The sequence below is a fragment of the Oscillibacter sp. genome (genome assembly GCF_040505565.1).
Classification (GTDB): Bacteria; Bacillota; Clostridia; order Oscillospirales; family Oscillospiraceae; genus Oscillibacter.
The window spans coordinates 82,919-101,183 of sequence record NZ_JBEUWZ010000013.1 but is presented as its reverse complement, the minus strand read 5'-3'; the positions used below and the strand labels follow the sequence as shown (position 1 = coordinate 101,183).

The 18,265-nt window shown below is 54.6% G+C and carries 21 protein-coding genes; 2 read left to right on the top strand and 19 right to left on the bottom strand.

Annotated features, from left to right (window positions below; genetic code table 11):
• Nucleotides 1–153: 153 nt before the first annotated feature.
• Both ABWQ15_RS07250 and ABWQ15_RS07245 read left to right on the top strand, forming a co-directional pair.
• Nucleotides 154–933, top strand: coding sequence for a ParA family protein (locus ABWQ15_RS07250; RefSeq protein ID WP_353908091.1), 780 nt, complete (start codon nt 154–156; stop codon nt 931–933).
• A 28-nt stretch (nt 934–961) separates the two neighbouring features.
• A complete protein-coding gene (locus tag ABWQ15_RS07245; RefSeq protein WP_353908090.1) occupies nt 962–1,630 on the top strand; it encodes a late competence development ComFB family protein in 669 nt (222 codons plus the stop codon).
• A gap of 184 nt (nt 1,631–1,814) precedes the next feature.
• Here ABWQ15_RS07245 and ABWQ15_RS07240 read toward each other — a convergent pair whose 3' ends face one another.
• The 19 genes from ABWQ15_RS07240 to ABWQ15_RS07150 form a co-directional block, all read right to left on the bottom strand.
• Nucleotides 1,815–3,083, bottom strand: coding sequence for an EAL and HDOD domain-containing protein (locus tag ABWQ15_RS07240; protein ID WP_353908089.1), 1,269 nt, complete (start codon nt 3,081–3,083; stop codon nt 1,815–1,817).
• A 16-nt stretch (nt 3,084–3,099) separates the two neighbouring features.
• Nucleotides 3,100–4,035, bottom strand: coding sequence for a chemotaxis protein (locus ABWQ15_RS07235; RefSeq protein ID WP_353908088.1), 936 nt, complete (start codon nt 4,033–4,035; stop codon nt 3,100–3,102).
• A gap of 120 nt (nt 4,036–4,155) precedes the next feature.
• Complete coding sequence (locus tag ABWQ15_RS07230) at nt 4,156–4,635, bottom strand: chemotaxis protein CheD (RefSeq protein ID WP_353908087.1); 480 nt, start codon at nt 4,633–4,635, stop codon at nt 4,156–4,158.
• Nucleotides 4,628–5,254, bottom strand: coding sequence for a chemotaxis protein CheC (locus ABWQ15_RS07225; RefSeq protein ID WP_353908086.1), 627 nt, complete (start codon nt 5,252–5,254; stop codon nt 4,628–4,630). The genes ABWQ15_RS07230 and ABWQ15_RS07225 overlap by 8 nt, the downstream gene beginning before the upstream one ends.
• Nucleotides 5,255–5,285: 31 nt before the next feature.
• Nucleotides 5,286–6,053 carry a flagellar hook-basal body protein gene (locus tag ABWQ15_RS07220; protein ID WP_353908085.1) on the bottom strand — a complete coding sequence of 256 codons (768 nt, stop codon included), beginning with the start codon at nt 6,051–6,053 and terminating at the stop codon, nt 5,286–5,288.
• A gap of 18 nt (nt 6,054–6,071) precedes the next feature.
• Nucleotides 6,072–6,821, bottom strand: a complete 750-nt coding sequence (locus tag ABWQ15_RS07215; protein ID WP_353908084.1) for a flagellar hook-basal body protein — start codon at nt 6,819–6,821, stop codon at nt 6,072–6,074.
• 4 nt (nt 6,822–6,825) lie between these two features.
• Nucleotides 6,826–7,683: a sigma-70 family RNA polymerase sigma factor gene (locus ABWQ15_RS07210; RefSeq protein WP_353908083.1), complete on the bottom strand. Its 858-nt coding sequence runs from the start codon at nt 7,681–7,683 to the stop codon at nt 6,826–6,828.
• Nucleotides 7,684–7,749: 66 nt separating this feature from the next.
• Nucleotides 7,750–9,849 (bottom strand): flagellar biosynthesis protein FlhA, encoded by a 2,100-nt coding sequence (gene flhA, locus ABWQ15_RS07205; protein ID WP_353908082.1) that lies wholly within the window; start codon nt 9,847–9,849, stop codon nt 7,750–7,752.
• 32 nt (nt 9,850–9,881) lie between these two features.
• Nucleotides 9,882–11,015 (bottom strand): flagellar biosynthesis protein FlhB, encoded by a 1,134-nt coding sequence (gene flhB / locus ABWQ15_RS07200; RefSeq protein ID WP_353908081.1) that lies wholly within the window; start codon nt 11,013–11,015, stop codon nt 9,882–9,884.
• 34 nt (nt 11,016–11,049) lie between these two features.
• Nucleotides 11,050–11,820 carry a flagellar biosynthetic protein FliR gene (locus ABWQ15_RS07195; RefSeq protein ID WP_353908080.1) on the bottom strand — a complete coding sequence of 257 codons (771 nt, stop codon included), beginning with the start codon at nt 11,818–11,820 and terminating at the stop codon, nt 11,050–11,052.
• 14 nt (nt 11,821–11,834) lie between these two features.
• Nucleotides 11,835–12,089 (bottom strand): flagellar biosynthetic protein FliQ, encoded by a 255-nt coding sequence (locus tag ABWQ15_RS07190; RefSeq protein WP_353908079.1) that lies wholly within the window; start codon nt 12,087–12,089, stop codon nt 11,835–11,837.
• A 14-nt stretch (nt 12,090–12,103) separates the two neighbouring features.
• Nucleotides 12,104–12,772: a flagellar type III secretion system pore protein FliP gene (gene fliP, locus ABWQ15_RS07185; RefSeq protein WP_353908078.1), complete on the bottom strand. Its 669-nt coding sequence runs from the start codon at nt 12,770–12,772 to the stop codon at nt 12,104–12,106.
• Nucleotides 12,773–12,785: 13 nt separating this feature from the next.
• Nucleotides 12,786–13,169 (bottom strand): flagellar biosynthetic protein FliO, encoded by a 384-nt coding sequence (fliO, locus tag ABWQ15_RS07180; RefSeq protein WP_353908077.1) that lies wholly within the window; start codon nt 13,167–13,169, stop codon nt 12,786–12,788.
• 3 nt (nt 13,170–13,172) lie between these two features.
• Complete coding sequence (locus ABWQ15_RS07175; protein WP_353908076.1) at nt 13,173–13,538, bottom strand: response regulator; 366 nt, start codon at nt 13,536–13,538, stop codon at nt 13,173–13,175.
• Nucleotides 13,539–13,604: 66 nt separating this feature from the next.
• Nucleotides 13,605–15,125, bottom strand: coding sequence for a flagellar motor switch protein FliN (gene fliN, locus ABWQ15_RS07170; protein WP_353908075.1), 1,521 nt, complete (start codon nt 15,123–15,125; stop codon nt 13,605–13,607).
• Nucleotides 15,085–16,104 (bottom strand): flagellar motor switch protein FliM, encoded by a 1,020-nt coding sequence (gene fliM, locus ABWQ15_RS07165; protein ID WP_353908074.1) that lies wholly within the window; start codon nt 16,102–16,104, stop codon nt 15,085–15,087. Before fliM ends, fliN begins: the two co-directional genes overlap by 41 nt.
• A 67-nt stretch (nt 16,105–16,171) precedes the next feature.
• Nucleotides 16,172–16,996 carry an OmpA/MotB family protein gene (locus tag ABWQ15_RS07160; protein ID WP_353908073.1) on the bottom strand — a complete coding sequence of 275 codons (825 nt, stop codon included), beginning with the start codon at nt 16,994–16,996 and terminating at the stop codon, nt 16,172–16,174.
• A gap of 31 nt (nt 16,997–17,027) precedes the next feature.
• Nucleotides 17,028–17,882, bottom strand: a complete 855-nt coding sequence (locus ABWQ15_RS07155; protein ID WP_353908072.1) for a motility protein A — start codon at nt 17,880–17,882, stop codon at nt 17,028–17,030.
• Between the two features lie 161 nt (nt 17,883–18,043).
• Nucleotides 18,044–18,259: a flagellar FlbD family protein gene (locus tag ABWQ15_RS07150; protein WP_353908071.1), complete on the bottom strand. Its 216-nt coding sequence runs from the start codon at nt 18,257–18,259 to the stop codon at nt 18,044–18,046.
• Nucleotides 18,260–18,265 lie beyond the last annotated feature (6 nt).

The window sequence follows — 18,265 nt, the reverse complement described above, 5'->3', positions numbered from 1 at the left end:
AACGATCGCTCCTTTCACTTTCACATGTTGGAAAATTTATATGAAGGCAGTAAATAAAGAAAATTTGCTTCTAACTCTATACTTTTTTATCGACATATAGTATATTAAAGTTAAGAGTTTCGGCAAAGTTTTTTATTCAATGGGGGAGTTCTTTTGGCTACGATTATCACCATCACGAATCAGAAGGGCGGCGTTGGCAAAACCACTACCGCCGCCGCGCTGCTGTGTTCACTTTACGAGCGGGGGCAGCGGTTCCTTGGTGTGGATCTCGACCCGCAGGGCAGCCTGAGCTTCAGTCTCGGCTTGGACACCGAGAACTGTGCTACGGTTTACGATCTGTTTAAGGGCCGCGTCACCATCGACGAGGCCATCACTTCCTCCCATGGGATTGACCTTCTCCCTGCCAACATCTTGCTGTCCGCGGCAGAGTTGGAATTCAACCGCACAGGCCGCGAACTTATGCTGCGCGGCGAACTGGTCCGTGTGTCGGACCGGTACGATTACATTATCATCGATACACCGCCCGCTTTGAATGTTCTGACTGTCAATGCATATGTGGCTTCCGACAACCTTGTCATTCCCATGGTGCCGGAAATTCTTAGTCTTTTGGGTGTGGCCCAGATCAAGGATACGATCAATACCGTTCAGGAGTGCTATAATCCAAAGCTGAATGTGCTGGGTATCCTGCTGAACAAATATAACGCCCGCCTGACGCTGAACCGCGAGGTCAGCGAGATGGCCGACCAGATTGCCAGACAGTTGAACACCAACGTATTCAAAACCGTGATTCGCTCCAGCATTGCTGTGGCGGAGGCGCCGGCTCACGGAGAGAGCATCCTGAGTTACGCGCCCAACTCCAAACCCGCCGAAGATTTCAAGCATCTCACCTCTGAGATTACCTCTTTGCTGCAGGAGCAGAAAGACAGTCGGTGAGGCAGTTTGTAAACAGGAGGAACCCATCATGCCCGCCAACAGGAAAATTACAAACAAAACTGCTCATGTGTTGAATGTGATTACGGCCGGACAGGAGGCCGAGGACGTTCCCGCCGCTGCTCCGGTACCGACCACGGCCCCGCCGGTCTCTCCGCCCACCGCAGTTCCTTCTACCATGGTGGAAGTGGAGCACGCTCATGAAGAGCTCTCCGACCAAATCCGGGAGGCTCTGAGCGAAGAATTGGCCCGAGGGGAGGAGGATTCGTTTTCCGTCTTCCAGCCGGAGACCGTACAAATCAGCCACGCTGCACCTGTGGCGTCGGCATCGCCCTCCGCTCCGTCCACTGCGGCCCAGCAGCCGCTTCCTTCTGTCAAGGCACAGTCCTCACTTCCGGTTCGGCAGAGCAGCAACCTCACACAGGCAAAAGAGATCGATGGAATTGGATACATCAACATCATGCAGGCGCTTGTGGATGAAAAGGCGCCCAAGTATATCCAGCTTTTAGGTGTGTGCCCCTGCAGCCGATGTCTGGCTGATGTAAAGGCATTGGCGCTGAGTCATTTAGAGCCAAAGTACATTGTGGTCCGAAAAAGTCAGAAGCTGCTTTATTCCGCATACGAAAACCACTACAACGCGGCGGTGATTTCGCAACTCATTTCGGCATGTCGGGTTGTCATAGGAAACCCGCGACATTGATTTTTCCGAGAGACGGTTTTCTTCCGATTGTCAGACTGGCATAAAACAGCAAGGCTCCGCGAACATGGACGAATTTTAGGTGCTGAGACCCAGTCCGGTTATGGGGCCGCCGCAGTGTGAAGATATCAAAAAAGCCCCGGCGCGAAATGCGCCGGGGCTTTTTTAGATGCTCAAATTAAACCGTTCAGGTATTGTCCGGCCGCGGGTTGGTCACCTGTGCCCAGATGCCGTTTACATCGTCCACACAGGCGAAATAGGTGCCGGTCAACAAATTCGCCGGAATTCCCAGTGCCTCTGTGGCAGCGGCAACACCGTTCCAGTTTGCCTGCTCGTAGCACAGGGCCAATTCAAACAGTTGGCCTGCCTTGCCTTCGCGGCGCAGCAATGCGGCCTTGACCTCCTCCGGAACCGGGATCTGCGCAAGAATTTCCTCCAGCGGCGCATCGATCAGATAATTCAGTGTGGAGAACATGCCCATAAGGTACGCGTCGGAACTGGAGATCGGCATGCCGGTGGCATACTTCATCAGCTTGCTGCAGAAGGTACCCCGCAGGAGGGACAGCTTTAGGAACTCCTCAGAGTCCTTGTCCATCTCATTTTCTGCATTGTTGGCACTGAGGAGATACACCCACTGGCGCAGCTGGTTCAGTCCCACGGTCATAATAGCCTGACGCACAGTGGTGGCCCGGTGGCGGCGGGCAAAGTAGCAGGAATTTGCCAGGCGCAGCAGCGCATAGCTGAGCGTGGCGTCCACGGAGATCATCTCCTCCACCTCACTGATCTCCGGCTCCTCTCGGCTCATGGCGATAATCAGGCGGAAAAAATTGCTCTGCATATAGCCGCTGCTGTGGGTTTTGGTTGCCAGCTTCTCGGCAACGTAGGTGCCCTCCATAGCGTCCACGTCCAGCTCTTCCGCCTTGGCATAAAGCTCCTCTGTGTCAATGTTGACGGCGATGCACAGCTTTTTCAGGCTGTGGGCGATCTCGATCACATTTCTGAGCTTTTTCTCGCTCATCGCGGCAAAGTTCAGCTTCAGATAGTCAATGCTATCCAGAAGACCCAGATACCGGGGCAGAAACTGAAATTCGTTTACCGCGATGCGGTATCCTTTGGATGCGTATTCCTGCACCGCGGCCAAAGCCGCGGGGTGAATCATGACGCTGTCGTCGATCTGAATGACCAGCTCCGACCGATCAAACAGATCCGGCGTCTTTTTCAAAAGCAGCGTCGCCGTGAAGGTCATAAAGCAAAAGGAGCCCTTTAAAATCTTGTCTGTATTCTGGATCAGAAAATTGTATACGGTATCTGCGGCGGCAAACTCCCTGTCGTTCAGCAGTCCTCCGAAAGCCTGATTCTCTCCGTAATATAAGATCTCATATCCGATTGTCTGTTTCTGCGCATTTCGGATCGGCTGGCGGACAATGTATTTATTTTTGTTTCGATCCTTTTTCATGCACATTCATTCGCTTTCATGCTTTTTGGGACGTATCTTTTAAGAGCTGATCCATGACTGATACCAGATGTGCGATCTCCGGCTTGGAGAGTTGTTCGTCGGCGCCAACCTGCTTACCCTTGATCCTCATTTCCTCGGAGATCAGAGAGGAAAACAGAATCACCGGAATTTTGCGGAGAACCAGATCGTCCTTGATAAGTTTTGTCAGGCGATGCCCGTCCATTTGGGGCATTTCGATGTCGGTGATGACCAGCGCCACTTCCCCCGGCGCAGTCCCCTGAGCCTTCATCTGCGTCAGCTTGTCCCACAGCTCCTGGCCATTGGGATACATGTGCAGGTTCGTGTAACCCGCCTTGCCCAAAGAATCCCGAATCATCTGGCTCAGAAGAAGGGAGTCCTCCGCAATATAAACAGGCTGACCGCTGCGCTTTCGGGGACCTAGCTGGTCAATCTCGCTGATCTGAATGGAGCTTTCCGGTGCGATTTCCGCCACGATCTTCTCAAAGTCCAGAATCGTCACCAGATCGTCTCCACACTGGGCGATACCGGTGGCCACACCATCGGCTCCTCCGGAAATTGCATTGTCCGGCTTTTGAATGTCTCTCCATGAGATACGGCAGATGCCCACCACGCTGTGGACCCGGAAGGCGATGTACATCTTGTTGAAATTTGTAACGATAAACAGATCCTTGGACTGCTGCTCCACATCCACACCGGTCAGATATTTCGGCAGGTTGATCACCGTGAGCACCCGGTCTCTGGGCTTGAAGATGCCCTCCACCGCCGGATGGACGTGCGGCATGGTTTTCACCGGTGCGGACAGCATGATCTCCCGGACCTTGGCCACATTGATGCCAAACAGGTTCTCATTGATCATAAACTCCATGATCTCGATCTCATTGGTTCCCGACTCCAACAGGATATTACTGTTATTCTGTCCCGTAACACTCATTCCTTTCGCGGTGCTCGCCCCACAGGCCGGAAGTTTTCCCGTCCCGCGAGCGTGTCGGTTTCCGGCGCAGCACACACTGTTTATTTAATTTAGAGGGCCGCCCCTCTATAAACTACCAAATCAGAATTTAACCTCCGGATGTCCATAGGAACGGATGGTGCCATTTCCCGTGGCACTGTCAAACTCCATCGTGCGGGCAATGGTTCCTCCCACATCCTCCCAGAGCAGCCGGATCTTTTCCATCCGCAGAATCTGATGCACGCTTTCACTGTTACGCTGGCCGATATTGCCAAGACTGCCTCCGGAAACCTCGAACATGCGGGCCCCGCCGGCGATCTTTGCAGTGATGGCGGCGCGGCAGGCACCCTTCATCTCCATCTCTCTCAAAGTGGTGCGAATACCGGTGTCAGCGTATTTATAGGCATTCTTCCGCCCTGTTTCCATGTTCAGCGGCAGCATGATATGAATCAGTGCAGCCAGCTTGCGCTGCGGCTCATAGAGACATATCCCAATGCAGGAACCCAACGCATAGGTAATCAGCTTCTCGCCGTCTCCGGCCATTTTCATATCTGCGATTCCGACAATCAGCTTGTCATTCATCCATTACGCCCAACTTTCGCAGAAGGAAATTGAGAGACCGAATATCCGGCGACAGCAGCAGCCGACAGGGAACCTGCCTGTTGTCGCATATGAAGTTGCCGCCAATGGTCATGATATAGTCCGACTGGCCGCCGTAAGCCGCCATGGGAACCGTTAAGATCGCACCCTGCATGTCCACCGCAAAGGCCGGCACCGTCAGCTTGATGGAAATATCGGCCAGGCCGCTGAGTGCGTTTATAAACGTGGAGATCATGATGTTGCCCACCTCCACCAGGGTGGAAATCTGCATCTCCTGCAACTGTATAAAATCTGTCACCGGCCGGCCCAGCACGTTGGAGAGCACCAGATTGATAAAGTCCATCTGCTGCACGGAGAGCATAATCCCGTTGATTTCGCCGCCCAGCTGGCTCAAGACGCCCGCCGTGATGGCCTCGGGGCCGCCGATCCACTCAATGGCCTCATTATACCCCATGATGCGCACTTCCGGCAGCGTGATCCGCACTTCCTTGCCAATCAGCTGGGACAGCGCCGTGGCGGCGTTCCCTGTGCCTATGCTGCCGATTTCCTTGAGTGTGTCGATCTCCAACCCGCTCAGGTCTTCGTAATTTTTAATATCCATACGATTTCCCTTTCCTTACCAAGTGCGCAATTTAGGATCTTAGATTATTGACTGTGCTCTCAAGCTCGTCCGACGTGGTTACCATTCTCAAATTATAACTGAAAGAGCGCTGCGCTTCAATCACTTTTGTAATTTGTTCCGCCAAATCCGTATTGGAAACCTCAAGCGCACCCTGCTGAACCGTTCCGGTGCCGAAGCGGACCTGCCCGTTTTTGCCCGTGGGAATATAGCGATTCTCGCTTGTGCGGGTCATTCCGTCGGTATTGGTAAAGTCAAACACCCCTACCGGCTGCTTCGCCTCCGAGTCTGTGACCTCCGTCACCGCACCCCGGTTGTTCAGGACAAACCGCCCCAATCCGTCGGAGAGCATATATACCGTTTCCATCACCGGCTGACCGTTTTCGTCCAACTCCGCTTCGCTGCCGTCTTCCGTGCGCTTCTGGCGGTGAAACTCCGAAAGAGTAAAGGACCCGTCCCGGGTGTAAGACACCTCGCCGCTGGTAGGGTCATAGAGTCCGAAAAAACCCTCGCCGTTGATGGCGTAGTCCTGGGTGCGGCCGGTATTGGCAATGGCGCCGCCGCTGAAATCCGTTCCGTCCATGGCCATCTTCGCGCCGGAGCCACGGGGAAGCCTCTGATTGTTGACGCCGTTCACGTTGCCGTACATCAGCGATGCAAAGGTGGGCTTTTGAGCCTTAAAGCCGTAAGTATTTACGTTGGCAATGTTGTTCGCCTGCACGTTCAGACGGAGCTGCTGCTGCGCCGCGCCCACCGCGGCGGTAAAGAAGGAACTGTTCAAATCCGCTCACTGCCTCTCTTAAACGTTACCCAGGTTAGTGGCCGCCTTGGTCATCAGCTGGTCGTACATTTTACTCACTTCCGCGGCGCTCTGAAACGCCCGCTGAGCGGTGATCATGCCAGTCATCTGCTGGATGAGATTAATGTTGGGCTGCTCCTGCGCCTTCCAGCGGACCGCCACGCCCGTGGCCGCCTGCGCTCCGCCTCCGGTAAAGTAGCCCTGGGCATCGCGCTGAAGCTGGGTATTGTCGTTAAAGGAATAGACGCCGAGTTGTCCCAGAAACTGACCGTTCTCCATATAGATCGCGCCGGAAGCATCCGCTTTGATCTTGTCGGTGTTCAGGGGAAGCTCCTTTCCTTTGGCGTCCAGGACCCGGCTGCCGTCCGGCAGGCACAGATACCCTTCGTCGTCCAGGGCGAAGCTGCCCGCTCTGGTATAGGCCACTCCGTCTCCGGTTTGGACGGCAAAGAAACCGTTGCCCTGAATGGCGAAGTCCAGCGGCATCCCCGTCTCCTCCAGTACCCCCTGCGTATAGTCCGTATAGAGCCGACTGGGGGCCAGAATGTAGCTGGCGGGGCCGATTTCGGCAGGATTGCTCTTGTCCTTGTTTCCCACGCGGCTGACCATGTATTCCCGAAAGGTGCTGTCGACGTAGGTATCCGACTTATAGCCCGCGGTAGCCACGTTCGCCATATTGTTGGAAATCACATCCAGCCGCTTGCCCTGGGACAGCATCGCGGAGGTCAGATTATAGAACCCCTTGAACATTCCATCACTCCCGTTTCTTGTTGCGCTCCGGCTTTCCACCCATGTAGGGGTCCAGATAAACGCGCAATTTTTGAATTGCCCTGCTGTGGATCTGCGACACGCGCGGTTCGCTGATCTTCATAACCTGCGCGATATTCCGCATGTTCAGTCCACGCTCGTAATAGAGGGACAGCACCAACTGCTCATTTTCCCGCAGCGTCCGGATTCCGGCGCCCAGCTGCTCCCGCATCTCCTTTTGCTGGACGCTTGCCTCAGGCAAATCCGCTTCTTCCGCCGCGAGGGAAATTCCTGTGTCGCCCTCTCCTCGGCGCTCAAAGATGGCCTCCAGCGAGACGATGTTGCAAAGAGCCGTTGCCGCCGCATCCTCGTGGTACTTGTCCATACTCAGTCCCATGTATTCGGCAATCTCCCGGTCGGTGGGGAACCGGTTCAGGCGATTGCTGAGGTCGTTCACCGCCTGATCAATCTCCCGAGCGCGCTTGCGCACGCTCCGGGGCAGCCAGTCCTGCTGCCGGGCCAAGTCAATGATCATACCCCGGATGCGCTTGGACACATAGGTCTCGAACTTCGTCCCCTTTTCAGGGTCAAATTTGTCCACGGAATTCATCAGGGTGATGATCCCCTCGTTTACGATGTCGTCCACCTGCGCAAAGCCGCTGTACACTCCGCAAATCTGCAGCGCAATGCTTTTGATGAGCCCCTCATACCGCAAAACCAGCGGCCACTTATACTCCTGAATTCCTGTGCACTTATAGAGACTCAGCAGCTCGTCGGTAGGCAGCGCCTTGATCTCCCGCTCTTTCAAGACGACGGGCGCGGCGGCTTCTGCTGTTAAATTTTTAGCCAAAGCCGTATCGCTCATTTTCCCGACCTATCCTTTCGGCAAGCTTTCTGGACGCACAGACACTCCGCAATTGAGAGACCTTGTTCAGGCCTTTTCCACCGTCTCCTTCTTATGCTGCATCGTGATATTGCCAAGCGCCTGAATCTGAATATCCGTAGTAATTTCATTGAAGGACAGCACATACAAATTCGGGTAAAACTGGGACAGCATCCGGCTCAAATAAACGCGGATGACGGGGCTTGTGAGGATAATGGGCGTCTGGCTCAGCTCGGCGAACTTCTTGACGCACTCCCCCAGCTGAGAGACGATCAGCTGCATCATATCGGCGCCCATGGCGAGATAGACGCCCTGCTCATTCTTGGTGAGAGACCCTACGATCTGCTTTTCCACCTCTGCGTCCAGCGTTACCACCCGAAGCTGTCCGTGCTCGCAGAAGCGGCGGGTGATGGTCCGGGTCAGGGAGCCGCGGACCGCCTCGGTGATAAGGTCCGTGTCCCGGGTGTTGTTCATGGCGTCCGCCGTGGTCTCCACGATGGTGCCCAGATTCTTGATGGGAACGCCCTCCTTCAGGAGATTCCGCAGAATCTTTTCCAGCATACCGTAGGAGATGGAATTGGGAATTGTCTCTTCCACCAACTGGGGCGCCGCCTTTTTTAGATTCTCCACCAGCCGAATGGTCTCCTCTCGGTCCAAAAGCTCATATACGTGCTTCTTAATGGTCTCGGAGAGGTGTGTCAGCATAACAGAGAGGGGGTCAATGACGGTATATCCGTAAATTTCCGCCATCTCCCGACTTTCCGGCAGAATCCACCGCGAGGGGATGCCGTACGCCGGCTCAATGGTCTCGATGCCGTCGATTTCGCCGCCGGGAGCCGTCGGCTCCAGCGCCAAATAATAGTCCACAAGGATTTCGCCTCTGGCGATCTCCTCGCCCTTGATCTTGATCACGTACTGGTTCGTCCCCAAGGTGGCGGAGTCATGCAGCCGTACCGACGGAACCACAAAACCCATGTCCTGCGCATACTGGCGGCGGAAAATGACAATGCGGCTGATGAGCCGTCCACCCCGTGCCTCGTCCACCAGAGGAATCAGGCTGTATCCAAACTCCATTTCAATGGGCTCCACATCCAGCAGGGAATAGATATTGTTGATGTCCTTGTAATACTCGTTCTCACTTGGGGACTTGGCGGATTCCGCGGGCTCCCTGGCCTTCGCCTCCTGAATGGCCTGCTCCTCCTTCTCCTTTTCCATTCTCTGAAGTCCGCGGCGTCCCAGAAGCAGCAGCGTCACGCCCACCAAAAGCAGCGCCAGATGAGGCGTCTGGGGCATGACGGCCAAAAACAGCAGCACGATGCCCGCCACCATGATGGCCCGGGGCTGGGCTTTGAACTGCCGAAGTACGTCGCCGTTGAGGCTTCCCTCGGACACGCTGCGGGTGACGATCATGCCGGTGGCAGTGGAGATCATGAGGGCGGGAAGCTGAGACACCAGGCCATCACCGACGGTGGCGATGGAATAGACCTGTACAACGCTGCTGAAATCTCCGCCCCCCTGCACCATGCCGATAATCAGGCCTGCCACAAAGTTAATTATGGTGATGATGAGGCTCATCACCGCGTCGCCTTTGACAATCTTCGTGGCGCCGTCCATAGCGCCGTAAAAATCCGCCTGACGCTGGACCTTTTCCCGGCGGGCTCTCGCCTCCTGCTCGTTGATGAGACCGGATGAGAGATCCGCGTCAATGGCCATCTGTTTGCCGGGCATAGCGTCCAAAGTGAACCGCGCGGCTACCTCGGCAACGCGCTCGGCACCCTTGGTGATGACGATGAACTGCATCAGCACAATGATCAGGAAGATGATGATGCCGATGACGATGTTTCCGCGGGTAATCAATTGGCCGAAGGCCTTAATGACCGTACCCGCATAGCCGCCGTTGGAGAGAATCAGCCGGGTGGAGGACACGTTCAGTGCCAATCGGAACAGAGTAGTCACCAGTAGCAGTGAGGGGAAAATGGAGAATTCCAGCGCGTCTGAAATATTCATGGTAATCAATAGGATTACGATAGACAGCGAGATATTGAAGATAATTAAAATATCCATCAGCTGCGTGGGCAGCGGCAAAATCAAAAACAGGACGACCACGACCACGAAGATCGATATGATGTTGTTGGAAATCCGTCTCATCGCGGCGCCGCCTTTCCTGTATGAATCTCAATTTAATTGCTTCCGGGCCTGTCCGACTGCGGCTGTTTCCCGCCGCCTTGGTCCTTTTTGCTCAATTCCTTGCTCAAGTCCCGATTGTTCACGCGATAGATGTATACCAACACATCTGCCACCGCGCCATACAGCTCCGGCGGAATCTGCCGGTTCAGCTCGGCGGAGGCATAGATGGAACGGGCCAGAGGAACGTCTTCAACCGTTGGGATATGGTTTTCCTCCGCTACCTTCACAATGCGCAGCGCCAGCTCGTCCAGTCCCTTTGCCATCACCACGGGGGCGCTGTCCTGCTCCGGTTTGTATCTAAGAGCCACCGCCACATGGGTGGGGTTTCGGATAACCACGTCCGCCTGCGGCACCTGCTGCATCATCCGGGACTGGGATATTTTGCGCTGAGCTTCTCGGATTTTGCTCTTGATCAGGGGATCGCCCTCGGTTTGCTTGTACTCTTCCTTGACCTCCTGCTTCGACATGCGCATCTGACGCTCGTAATCCCACCACTGATAGTAAAAATCGGCGCCGGCCACGGCAATAAACGCGATAATGATTTGGAGAATCATACTGCTCAGACGGCTGAGGATGTCGCCGCAGACCGCCGAGATGTCCGTGTTCATATAGTTGACAAAAGCCGTCATGCACCCGCTGATAAAGTGATAGATGATGATCAGAAGGATCGTGATCTTGATAATGCCCTTGCCGGCCTCCACCACGCTGCGCAGGGAAAACAGTTTTTTAAAGCCCTCCAGGGGATTAATACGGCTGAATTTAGGCTGGATGGATTCCCCGGATACCAGCATGCGAGTCTGAAGGAACGTGGCCCCCAGGGCTGCCGCCACAATCACAAGCACGGTGGGCCCCAACGCCATAAAAAGGGTGTATGTCGCCTCCTTGAGAAGCTCTGGAAGACGGCCCGCCAAGGAGACTTCGGAAAGGCTCTGGGCCGTCTGCATGCACAGGCGAAAGAAGTTGCTCAGCTGCTCCACCGCGCCGCTCATGGTGATGCGCAGAGCCATGTAACCGGCCAACAGCGTCACCACAGCCACTGCGTCGTTGCTGAGGAAGACATTACCCTTTTTCCGTTGGTCCCGCCGCTTTTTGGGGGTTGCTTTTTCTGTTTTATTGCCCTCCGGCACAGATGCTCCCCCCTTTTGTCAACAGCCGTCCCTGCTACGGGGCCAACGTCGTCAGCGTATCCCGTACGGCAAGAAGCATCTCGTTTTCAGCCTTCAGCAAAAACTCGCTGATAGGCGACATAAACAGCAGCATCAAACCCAGCCCGATGATCATTTTCAGCTCGATGTTGATGGCAAACACATTGATCTGTGGAATAACCTTCATCAAAACGCCCATTCCGATCTGCCCCAGCAGCTCCGCCGCCAGAATCGGCACCGCCAGCTTCACCGCCAGCACAAAGCACTCGATGAATAGCTCCACCGCCGACTGCATGGCGCCTTTTCCCAGCGCCGCCTCCCCAAACGGGACAATCTCCCCGGAGGAAAGTAAAATGCGGAGCAGGGTGTTCTGGCCGTTTGCCGTAAAGAACAGCAGCGTCATCAAAATGGTGAACAGCGTGCCGGAGACGGACATGGAGATTTGAGAGCCGGGGTCGTATTCCCGGGACATGGTCATGGCCATCTGATTGTCGATGATCTCGCCGGCCTGCTGGGGAATGAGATAAATAAAAAACTGGACTGCCATTCCCACCATGAACCCGACGCCCAACTCCAACAGCAATTTCACGCTGAACTCCACCAGATTGACCGGAACGGGAGCGGTCCCCTTCGTGAAGGACGCCACAAACCACGTAAGGGTCAAAACCAGCCCCGCCCGAAAGATACCGGGGACGTTTCGCCGCCCCAGCAGCGGAATGAACAGCACAAATCCGCTCATCCGCATCAGAATGTAAAACAGCAGGGTGAGCCTGCCCCAGTCAATCATGGAACCACCCCGCTTTATAGCATCAGGGTGAACAGGTACTTGCTGTACTCCACCAGCGTGTTCATCATCCAGCCGCCGCCGACAAACAACACCAGAACCGTCACCAGAAGCTTCAATACAAAGCCCAGGGTCTGGTCGTGGATCTGTGTGACCGCCTGAAAAATGGCCACCAACACGCCCACGATCATGCTCAAAAGCAAAATTGGGCCGGCCAGCTTGACCACCACAAAAATGCCCTGTCGAAGAATTTCACCCGCATTCAGGTCCATCCCATCGCCCCTTTCTAATGGAAGCCCTGCACCAGCGTTGAGAACAGCAGTTCCCATCCGTTGAGTACAATAAACAAGAGCAGCTTGAAGGGAGTGGAGATCATGGACGGGGGCAGCATGATCATGCCCATGGACATCAATGTAGAGGCCACCACCACGTCGATCAGCATGAAGGGGATGTACAACAAAAAGCCGATTTCAAACGCCCTCTTCAGTTCGCTGGTCATGAAGGAGGGCACGATGACGTGCATCGGCAGGGCCTTGGCCGCGGACTCGTCCGCAGGCCGTTCCACCGATTTGTCCAGATCGCAGAACAGGTTCAGGGAAGACGTCTCGGTATTGCGGAGCATAAAATCCTTCAGCGGGACCTCCGCCCGGTCGATGAATTCCTCCTGACTGATTTTTTCCGCGACATACGGATCGTAGGCGTCGGTCTTGATGCTGGAAAGCACAGGGCTCATGGTAAACAGTGTCAAAAACAACGCCAGTCCGATCAGCACCACGTTGGGGGGCGTTTGCTGCGTTCCCATTGCAGAGCGCAGAAAGGAAAACGTCACAATGTACCGCGTAAAGGACGTCATCATCACCAGCAGCGAGGGAAGCAAGGTGATGGCTGTTGTCAGAAACAGGATTTGAAGGGCCTGTACGTTATTGCCGTTGACATTGACCAGCGTGTCTGTCACGTGATACTCCCTCCTACTTCTTTTTCTGTTTCCAGACTTCCCGCAGTGCGTCCCGAAAGGGGATGGGTACTCCGGGTCCGCCACCCGGCGAAACGCCGGTTTCCTCCTCGGTCCATGCCGACGCCTCTTCGGCGCTCAGCTCCCGCAAAAGCGTGATTTGACTGCCGGTGACACCCAGAAGAAGATACGTTTCCCCCGCCCGGACCACCGCCAGATACTGCTCGCGGCCCAGAGGCATCCGTTCCAACAACCGGAGCCTTCCGTCCCGGTTTCGGGAAAAGCGCATTGCTCCCGGTGTCCGTCCGGCCAGATACCGGGTAAACAGCCATGCCAGGAGCAAAATGACGACGACTGCCGTCAGCATTCCGAAAAGGGTGCCAATTTCCGCCCAGGTCATTGATCAGGGATTCCCGACGATGGAATTCACCGTCTTCAGCACACGGTCAGCCTTAAACGGCTTCACGATGAAATCCTTTGCGCCGGAGCGCACCGCGTCAATGACCATGCTCTCCTGCCCCATGGCGGAACACATGACCACATTTGCGTTGCTGTCCTTTCCGCGGATCGCTTTCAGGGCCTCCAGTCCGTCCATATTGGGCATCGTGATGTCCATGATGACCAGATCAGGGTGAATTTCTCCGTATTTCTCCACCGCGTCCGCACCGTCCACTGCCTCAAACAGCTCGGTATACCCACTCTTGGAAAGAGTGTCCTTAATAACCTTTCGCATAAATGCTGCGTCGTCAACCACTAAAATCTTAGCCATGATTAAACCTTCCTTTTCTCTGATCTGTCTTTTGGAATTTTAGTTTTTTGCTATCGGTCGTCCGGCCTATCCGTTAATCAGCTCGTTGGGATTGGGAGATTTCAAAACCTCAGTGATGCGAATTCCGAAATTATCGTCAACGACCACCACATCGCCCTTGGCAATGCACTGTCCGTTTACGAACAGGTCCACCTGATCGCCGGCCAACTTGTTCAGCATGACCAAAGACCCCTTGGTAAACGCCAGCACATCCTGTACCTTTCTGCGGGCCCGGCCGATCTCCACGGAAACCTCCAGCGGCACTGACATCAGCAGATCCAGGTTTTCCGCCTGCTGTTCGTCTAACGGCTCCCCGTTGGAAAACTTCGGCATCTCTGCCGGGGATGACTGAATCATCTTCGGTGCGGACTGCGCCATCAGGGGCGGCGCGGGATAATAGCCGGGAGGGGGATAATATCCCGGAGCATATTGCCCGTACGGCGGCATCGGATATGATCCGCCAGACGCAGATGGAATCTGCCCCTCGGGTGTGGGGTAAGGCGGCGGCGAAGGCTTTTGGGGTACCTGGGTGGACTGCGGCGCGGACTGCATGGTACCCATCAGTCTTTCGATCTCCGCCTGGCTCATGGTGCCGCCGGAAGAAGCGGGGGGCGCGGGCGGCTGAGGCGCGGACTGCATGGTACCCATCAGTCTTTCAATATCCGCCTGACTCATGGAACCGCCGGAAGATGCGGGGGGCGAGGGCGGCTGAGGCGCGGGCTGCGCGGTACCCATCAGCTTTTCAATCTCCGCCTGACTCATGGTACCGCCGGAAGAAGCGGGAGGTGAGGGCGGCTGAGGCGCGGACTGAGTGCTGTTCACCAGCTTTTCAATTTCCGCCTGACTGAGCTTCGGACCGTTTTCCAGTGGGGAGGCAACCTGCTCCGGGGCGGTGGACTCCGGAGGTGCGGCATCCTCGTCCTCTCCAAGACCCAAGCCGGAGAGCAGTTCCCTCGTCAAGTCCACGGACATGACGTTGATAAACTCGCTTTGCAGTATATTATCGATTTTCAGCATAAACCGGACGACCACACACTTGCCGTCCTGTATGGGAAAATGATCCTTTTTAAATTCTTCAAAATTCTTCAGTTCAAAAGACTCCGGCGTGGAGATGTTGACCGGAATCCCCAGAAAATCGGACAGAGCCGTGGAGGCCGCGCCCATCATTTGGTTCATGACCTCGCATACAGCACTGATGGTAAGCTCGTTCATCTCGAACTCTTCGTCCGGTGTCTCGGACCCCATCAGGATGTCCACGATGACCTTTACATCGCTGCGCTTAAGCAGCATGATGTTGCTGCCCACCAGACCGGATATGTAGCGAATCTCCACACCGATGGCCGGCTCAAGATCGCTGATACTGAAGTCTTTCACATCGCTAACAGAGACCCTTGGCGTCGTGATTTCCACCCGATGATCCAGCAAATTGGAAACCGCGGTTGCGGAGGAGCCGAGGCTGATGTTCATGACTTCCCCGATTGCATCCAGCTCCATGGAGTTAAATATGTTATCTGCCATCCCGTTCGACGTTCCTTCCCTCCGGCTCATAATAGGTCTTTCCTATTTTTATCGCCATGTTTTTGTTGTGTACGCCCATCATACCGTCAAACCAGCGTCTTCCGCCAATGTTGATATAGACCGGGGAATTTTTGGGCCGCTTCAGGTCAATCACATCCCCCACGTTTAAATGGTAAATATCGCTTAGTTTCAGTTTCGTATGACATATTTCCGCAATCAGATCGATCTCCGTGTTTTTCAAGGACTCAAAAATTTCTCTTCCCGCTGTCTCATCCTGACTTTTATGGGTCGTGTTCAGTCGGCTGATCTCACTGAAGATATTGGTCAGCACCATTCCGGGAAGGCAGACGCTCATATGTCCGTCGCAGTTTGGAAATTTTACCGTCAGGTCCATAATAACCACAATTTCATCCAATCCGAGCGGCTGGATCATGGTGGGATTCGGCTCCACGCGGCTATATTCAAAATCCAATTGAATATAATTCTGCCAGCTCTCGCCCAGATTCTCCACAAAATACTGACTCAGTCCTTCTACAATCCTCAATTCCAAGTCAGTAAAGGTATATTCCGGATCTAACTCATCGTCGACTTCGCCCTCGCCGCCCATCATACGGTCAATCATGCTCAGCATCAAGGATTTGCTGACATGCAGCAGTGCCGGAGTATCCTCTCGCACATCGCCGTATTTCACGTAGGCCAGCGTTACGACATCGCCCTCAATCAAGGCATTGGAAAACTCGTAGTACCGCTGCTCCTCGGCGGACTCCACACTGATCTCGCAGCTGGTGTGCATCAGGGCATTGACGCGTGAGTTCAGGTTTCTCGAATAATTCTCAAAAATGCTGTCCAGCATTTTTAATCGGTCTTTGGTAAATTTTCGAGGGCTTCTGAAGTCGTATTTTCTGTATTTTTTTTCCTTCGACGTATCTTCCGCGGGTTCAATATTTTCTCCGCTCCGGGCAGCGCTGAGCAGCGCGTCGATTTGGCTTTGTGACAACACCTCCGACATCGGCATCCCCCTCCCCTTCCACTTTTTCTGCTTTTGCCGCTGTACGGCATTCGGACTCCGCCATGTGTTATCCGACCACAGCGCCGTCCGTTTTGGTCTGCGTGGAAACCGGGGACTCCGTTCCCCGTTCCGTGTAATACTGCTCAATTCCATCGCCCAGGGTGCTGGTCACATTCCGGCCGGTGACAATCAGTTCCACCCGGCGGTTTTTCGACCGACCCTCACTGGTATTGTTGTCCGCCACGGGACGGAACTGCCCATAGCCCATGCTGATCATCCGGGCCGGGTCCAGAATATTCTGTTCCTGTAAATAGACCAGCACCACTGTGGCGCGGTCAGATGACAAAAACCGATCCACCGTTGGATTGTTGGGTTTGTTGGGATCACCCTGAGCCGTGTGCCCCAAAACCCGCAGCTCGTCAATGGCAGCGCCGGCTTTTCCAATGATCGTCCCCACGTCGTCCAGAACATCCTTGCCGTCCGGCCGCAGGACATAGCTGTCGCCATCAAAAAAAACAGCGTCGTTAAAGGAGATAAAAACATATCCGTCGCCCTTGGAGACAGAAATGTTTTCCGCCGCTCCCTGTTGGGCAACATAGGCCTTCAGATCGAGAAACAATTGCTCGATGGACGTGTCGACCTCATCCTGCGTCTGCTGGGGGCCTCCGCCCTCCGCTCCGCCGGTTGGGTCTGCCAGCTGGCCATTGTTTCCTTTCATCTCTGTGGGTTCATGGGACGCATCCGGGTTGAAGCTCTGCACCAGCTGGACCCACTTCTGCTGGTCGATGGTCGACATGGAGTACAGCAAAACAAAGAAGCACAGCAGTAGCGTCACCATGTCACCGTAGGTATCCATCCAGTTTGCTCCGCCGCCGCTCTTGCGCTTTTTCATACGCCGCTCACCTCCCCCGTCTCTTCCGGGATTATTTTTCTTTTTTGCTCTTGCTCTTCTTTTCACCCTTAGCGCCGCTGCCATCGCCGCCGCGCTGCTTCTGGTCCACAAAGGTCAGGAGTTTTTCCCGCAGAGATTTGGGATTCTCACCGGACTGAATGGACATAATGCCCTCCACAATAATCATTTTGCAGAGAACTTCCTCCTCATCCCGCGTCCTCAGGTTGGAGGCAATGGGGTTAAAGATCATGTTGGCCAATACGCAGCCGTACAGCGTGGTGATCAGGGCGGTACCCATGTCGGTACCGATACTGGACGATCCTCCTCCGTCGCCGGAGAGATTCATGTTCTTCAGCATATTGATAAGACCCACCAGCGTACCCAGCATACCGAAAGACGGAGCCACGGCGGACCCTCGTTCATACATACCCGCCACGCCGTCGTGCCGTGCGGACATGCATTCGATGTCATTATTCAGAATGCCCCGGACCTTGTCGGCGTCGTTGGCGTCCACAATCAGCATAATGGCCTGCTTGAAAAACGGATCTGTCTGAGCGTTGGCCTTTTCCTCCAGCGCCAGAAGGCCGTTTTTCCGGGCCACCTGCGCCAGTTCCACCAACTGGTCTATGTAATACATAGGGTCATACTTCTTTGTGTTCAGCATGATCATAAAATGCTTCGGCATCGCCTTCAGCATTTTAGGTGGAAAGCTTGCCACCACCACCGCCATCGTGCAGCCGATAACGATCAGGACACTGGACGGATCAAAAAAGTTGATGACCTGCGAAGGTTTTACAGTGAAGTGGCCACCCGCGCTGGTAAACATCATGCCTAATATCATAATTACGATGGCAACTACTGTTCCAATAATAAAGGTTAAATTCATCTGTTTCTCTCACCCCTGCCGGACGAAAGGCGCAAGGCCCGCCGCCGTCCGATTTTTTTCTAAAGCGCTCGCCTGATCCCCATGTGCGCCTGTGCCATATTTTCCGCGCGCGCGGATCAAGCCAGCCCTGTGGGAGCTGGAAATGCTCCGTCTTCTCTTCCTCAGCGCTGACCAATTACTCTGACCGCGCGGGCAATGTCCTGAACCTTGGCGTTGTATTCCGCTATTTTTTGCACAATTTCCTCCGCTGTCTCGCGGACCAGATAATAGCTGCGGTTCATCATCACGATCTTGGTCTCGGGGATCAGCTCAATGCACTCGATCTGCAAATGGTTCACCAGGAACTTGTCGTTATTCATCTTAGTCAAAATGATCATGGGTTC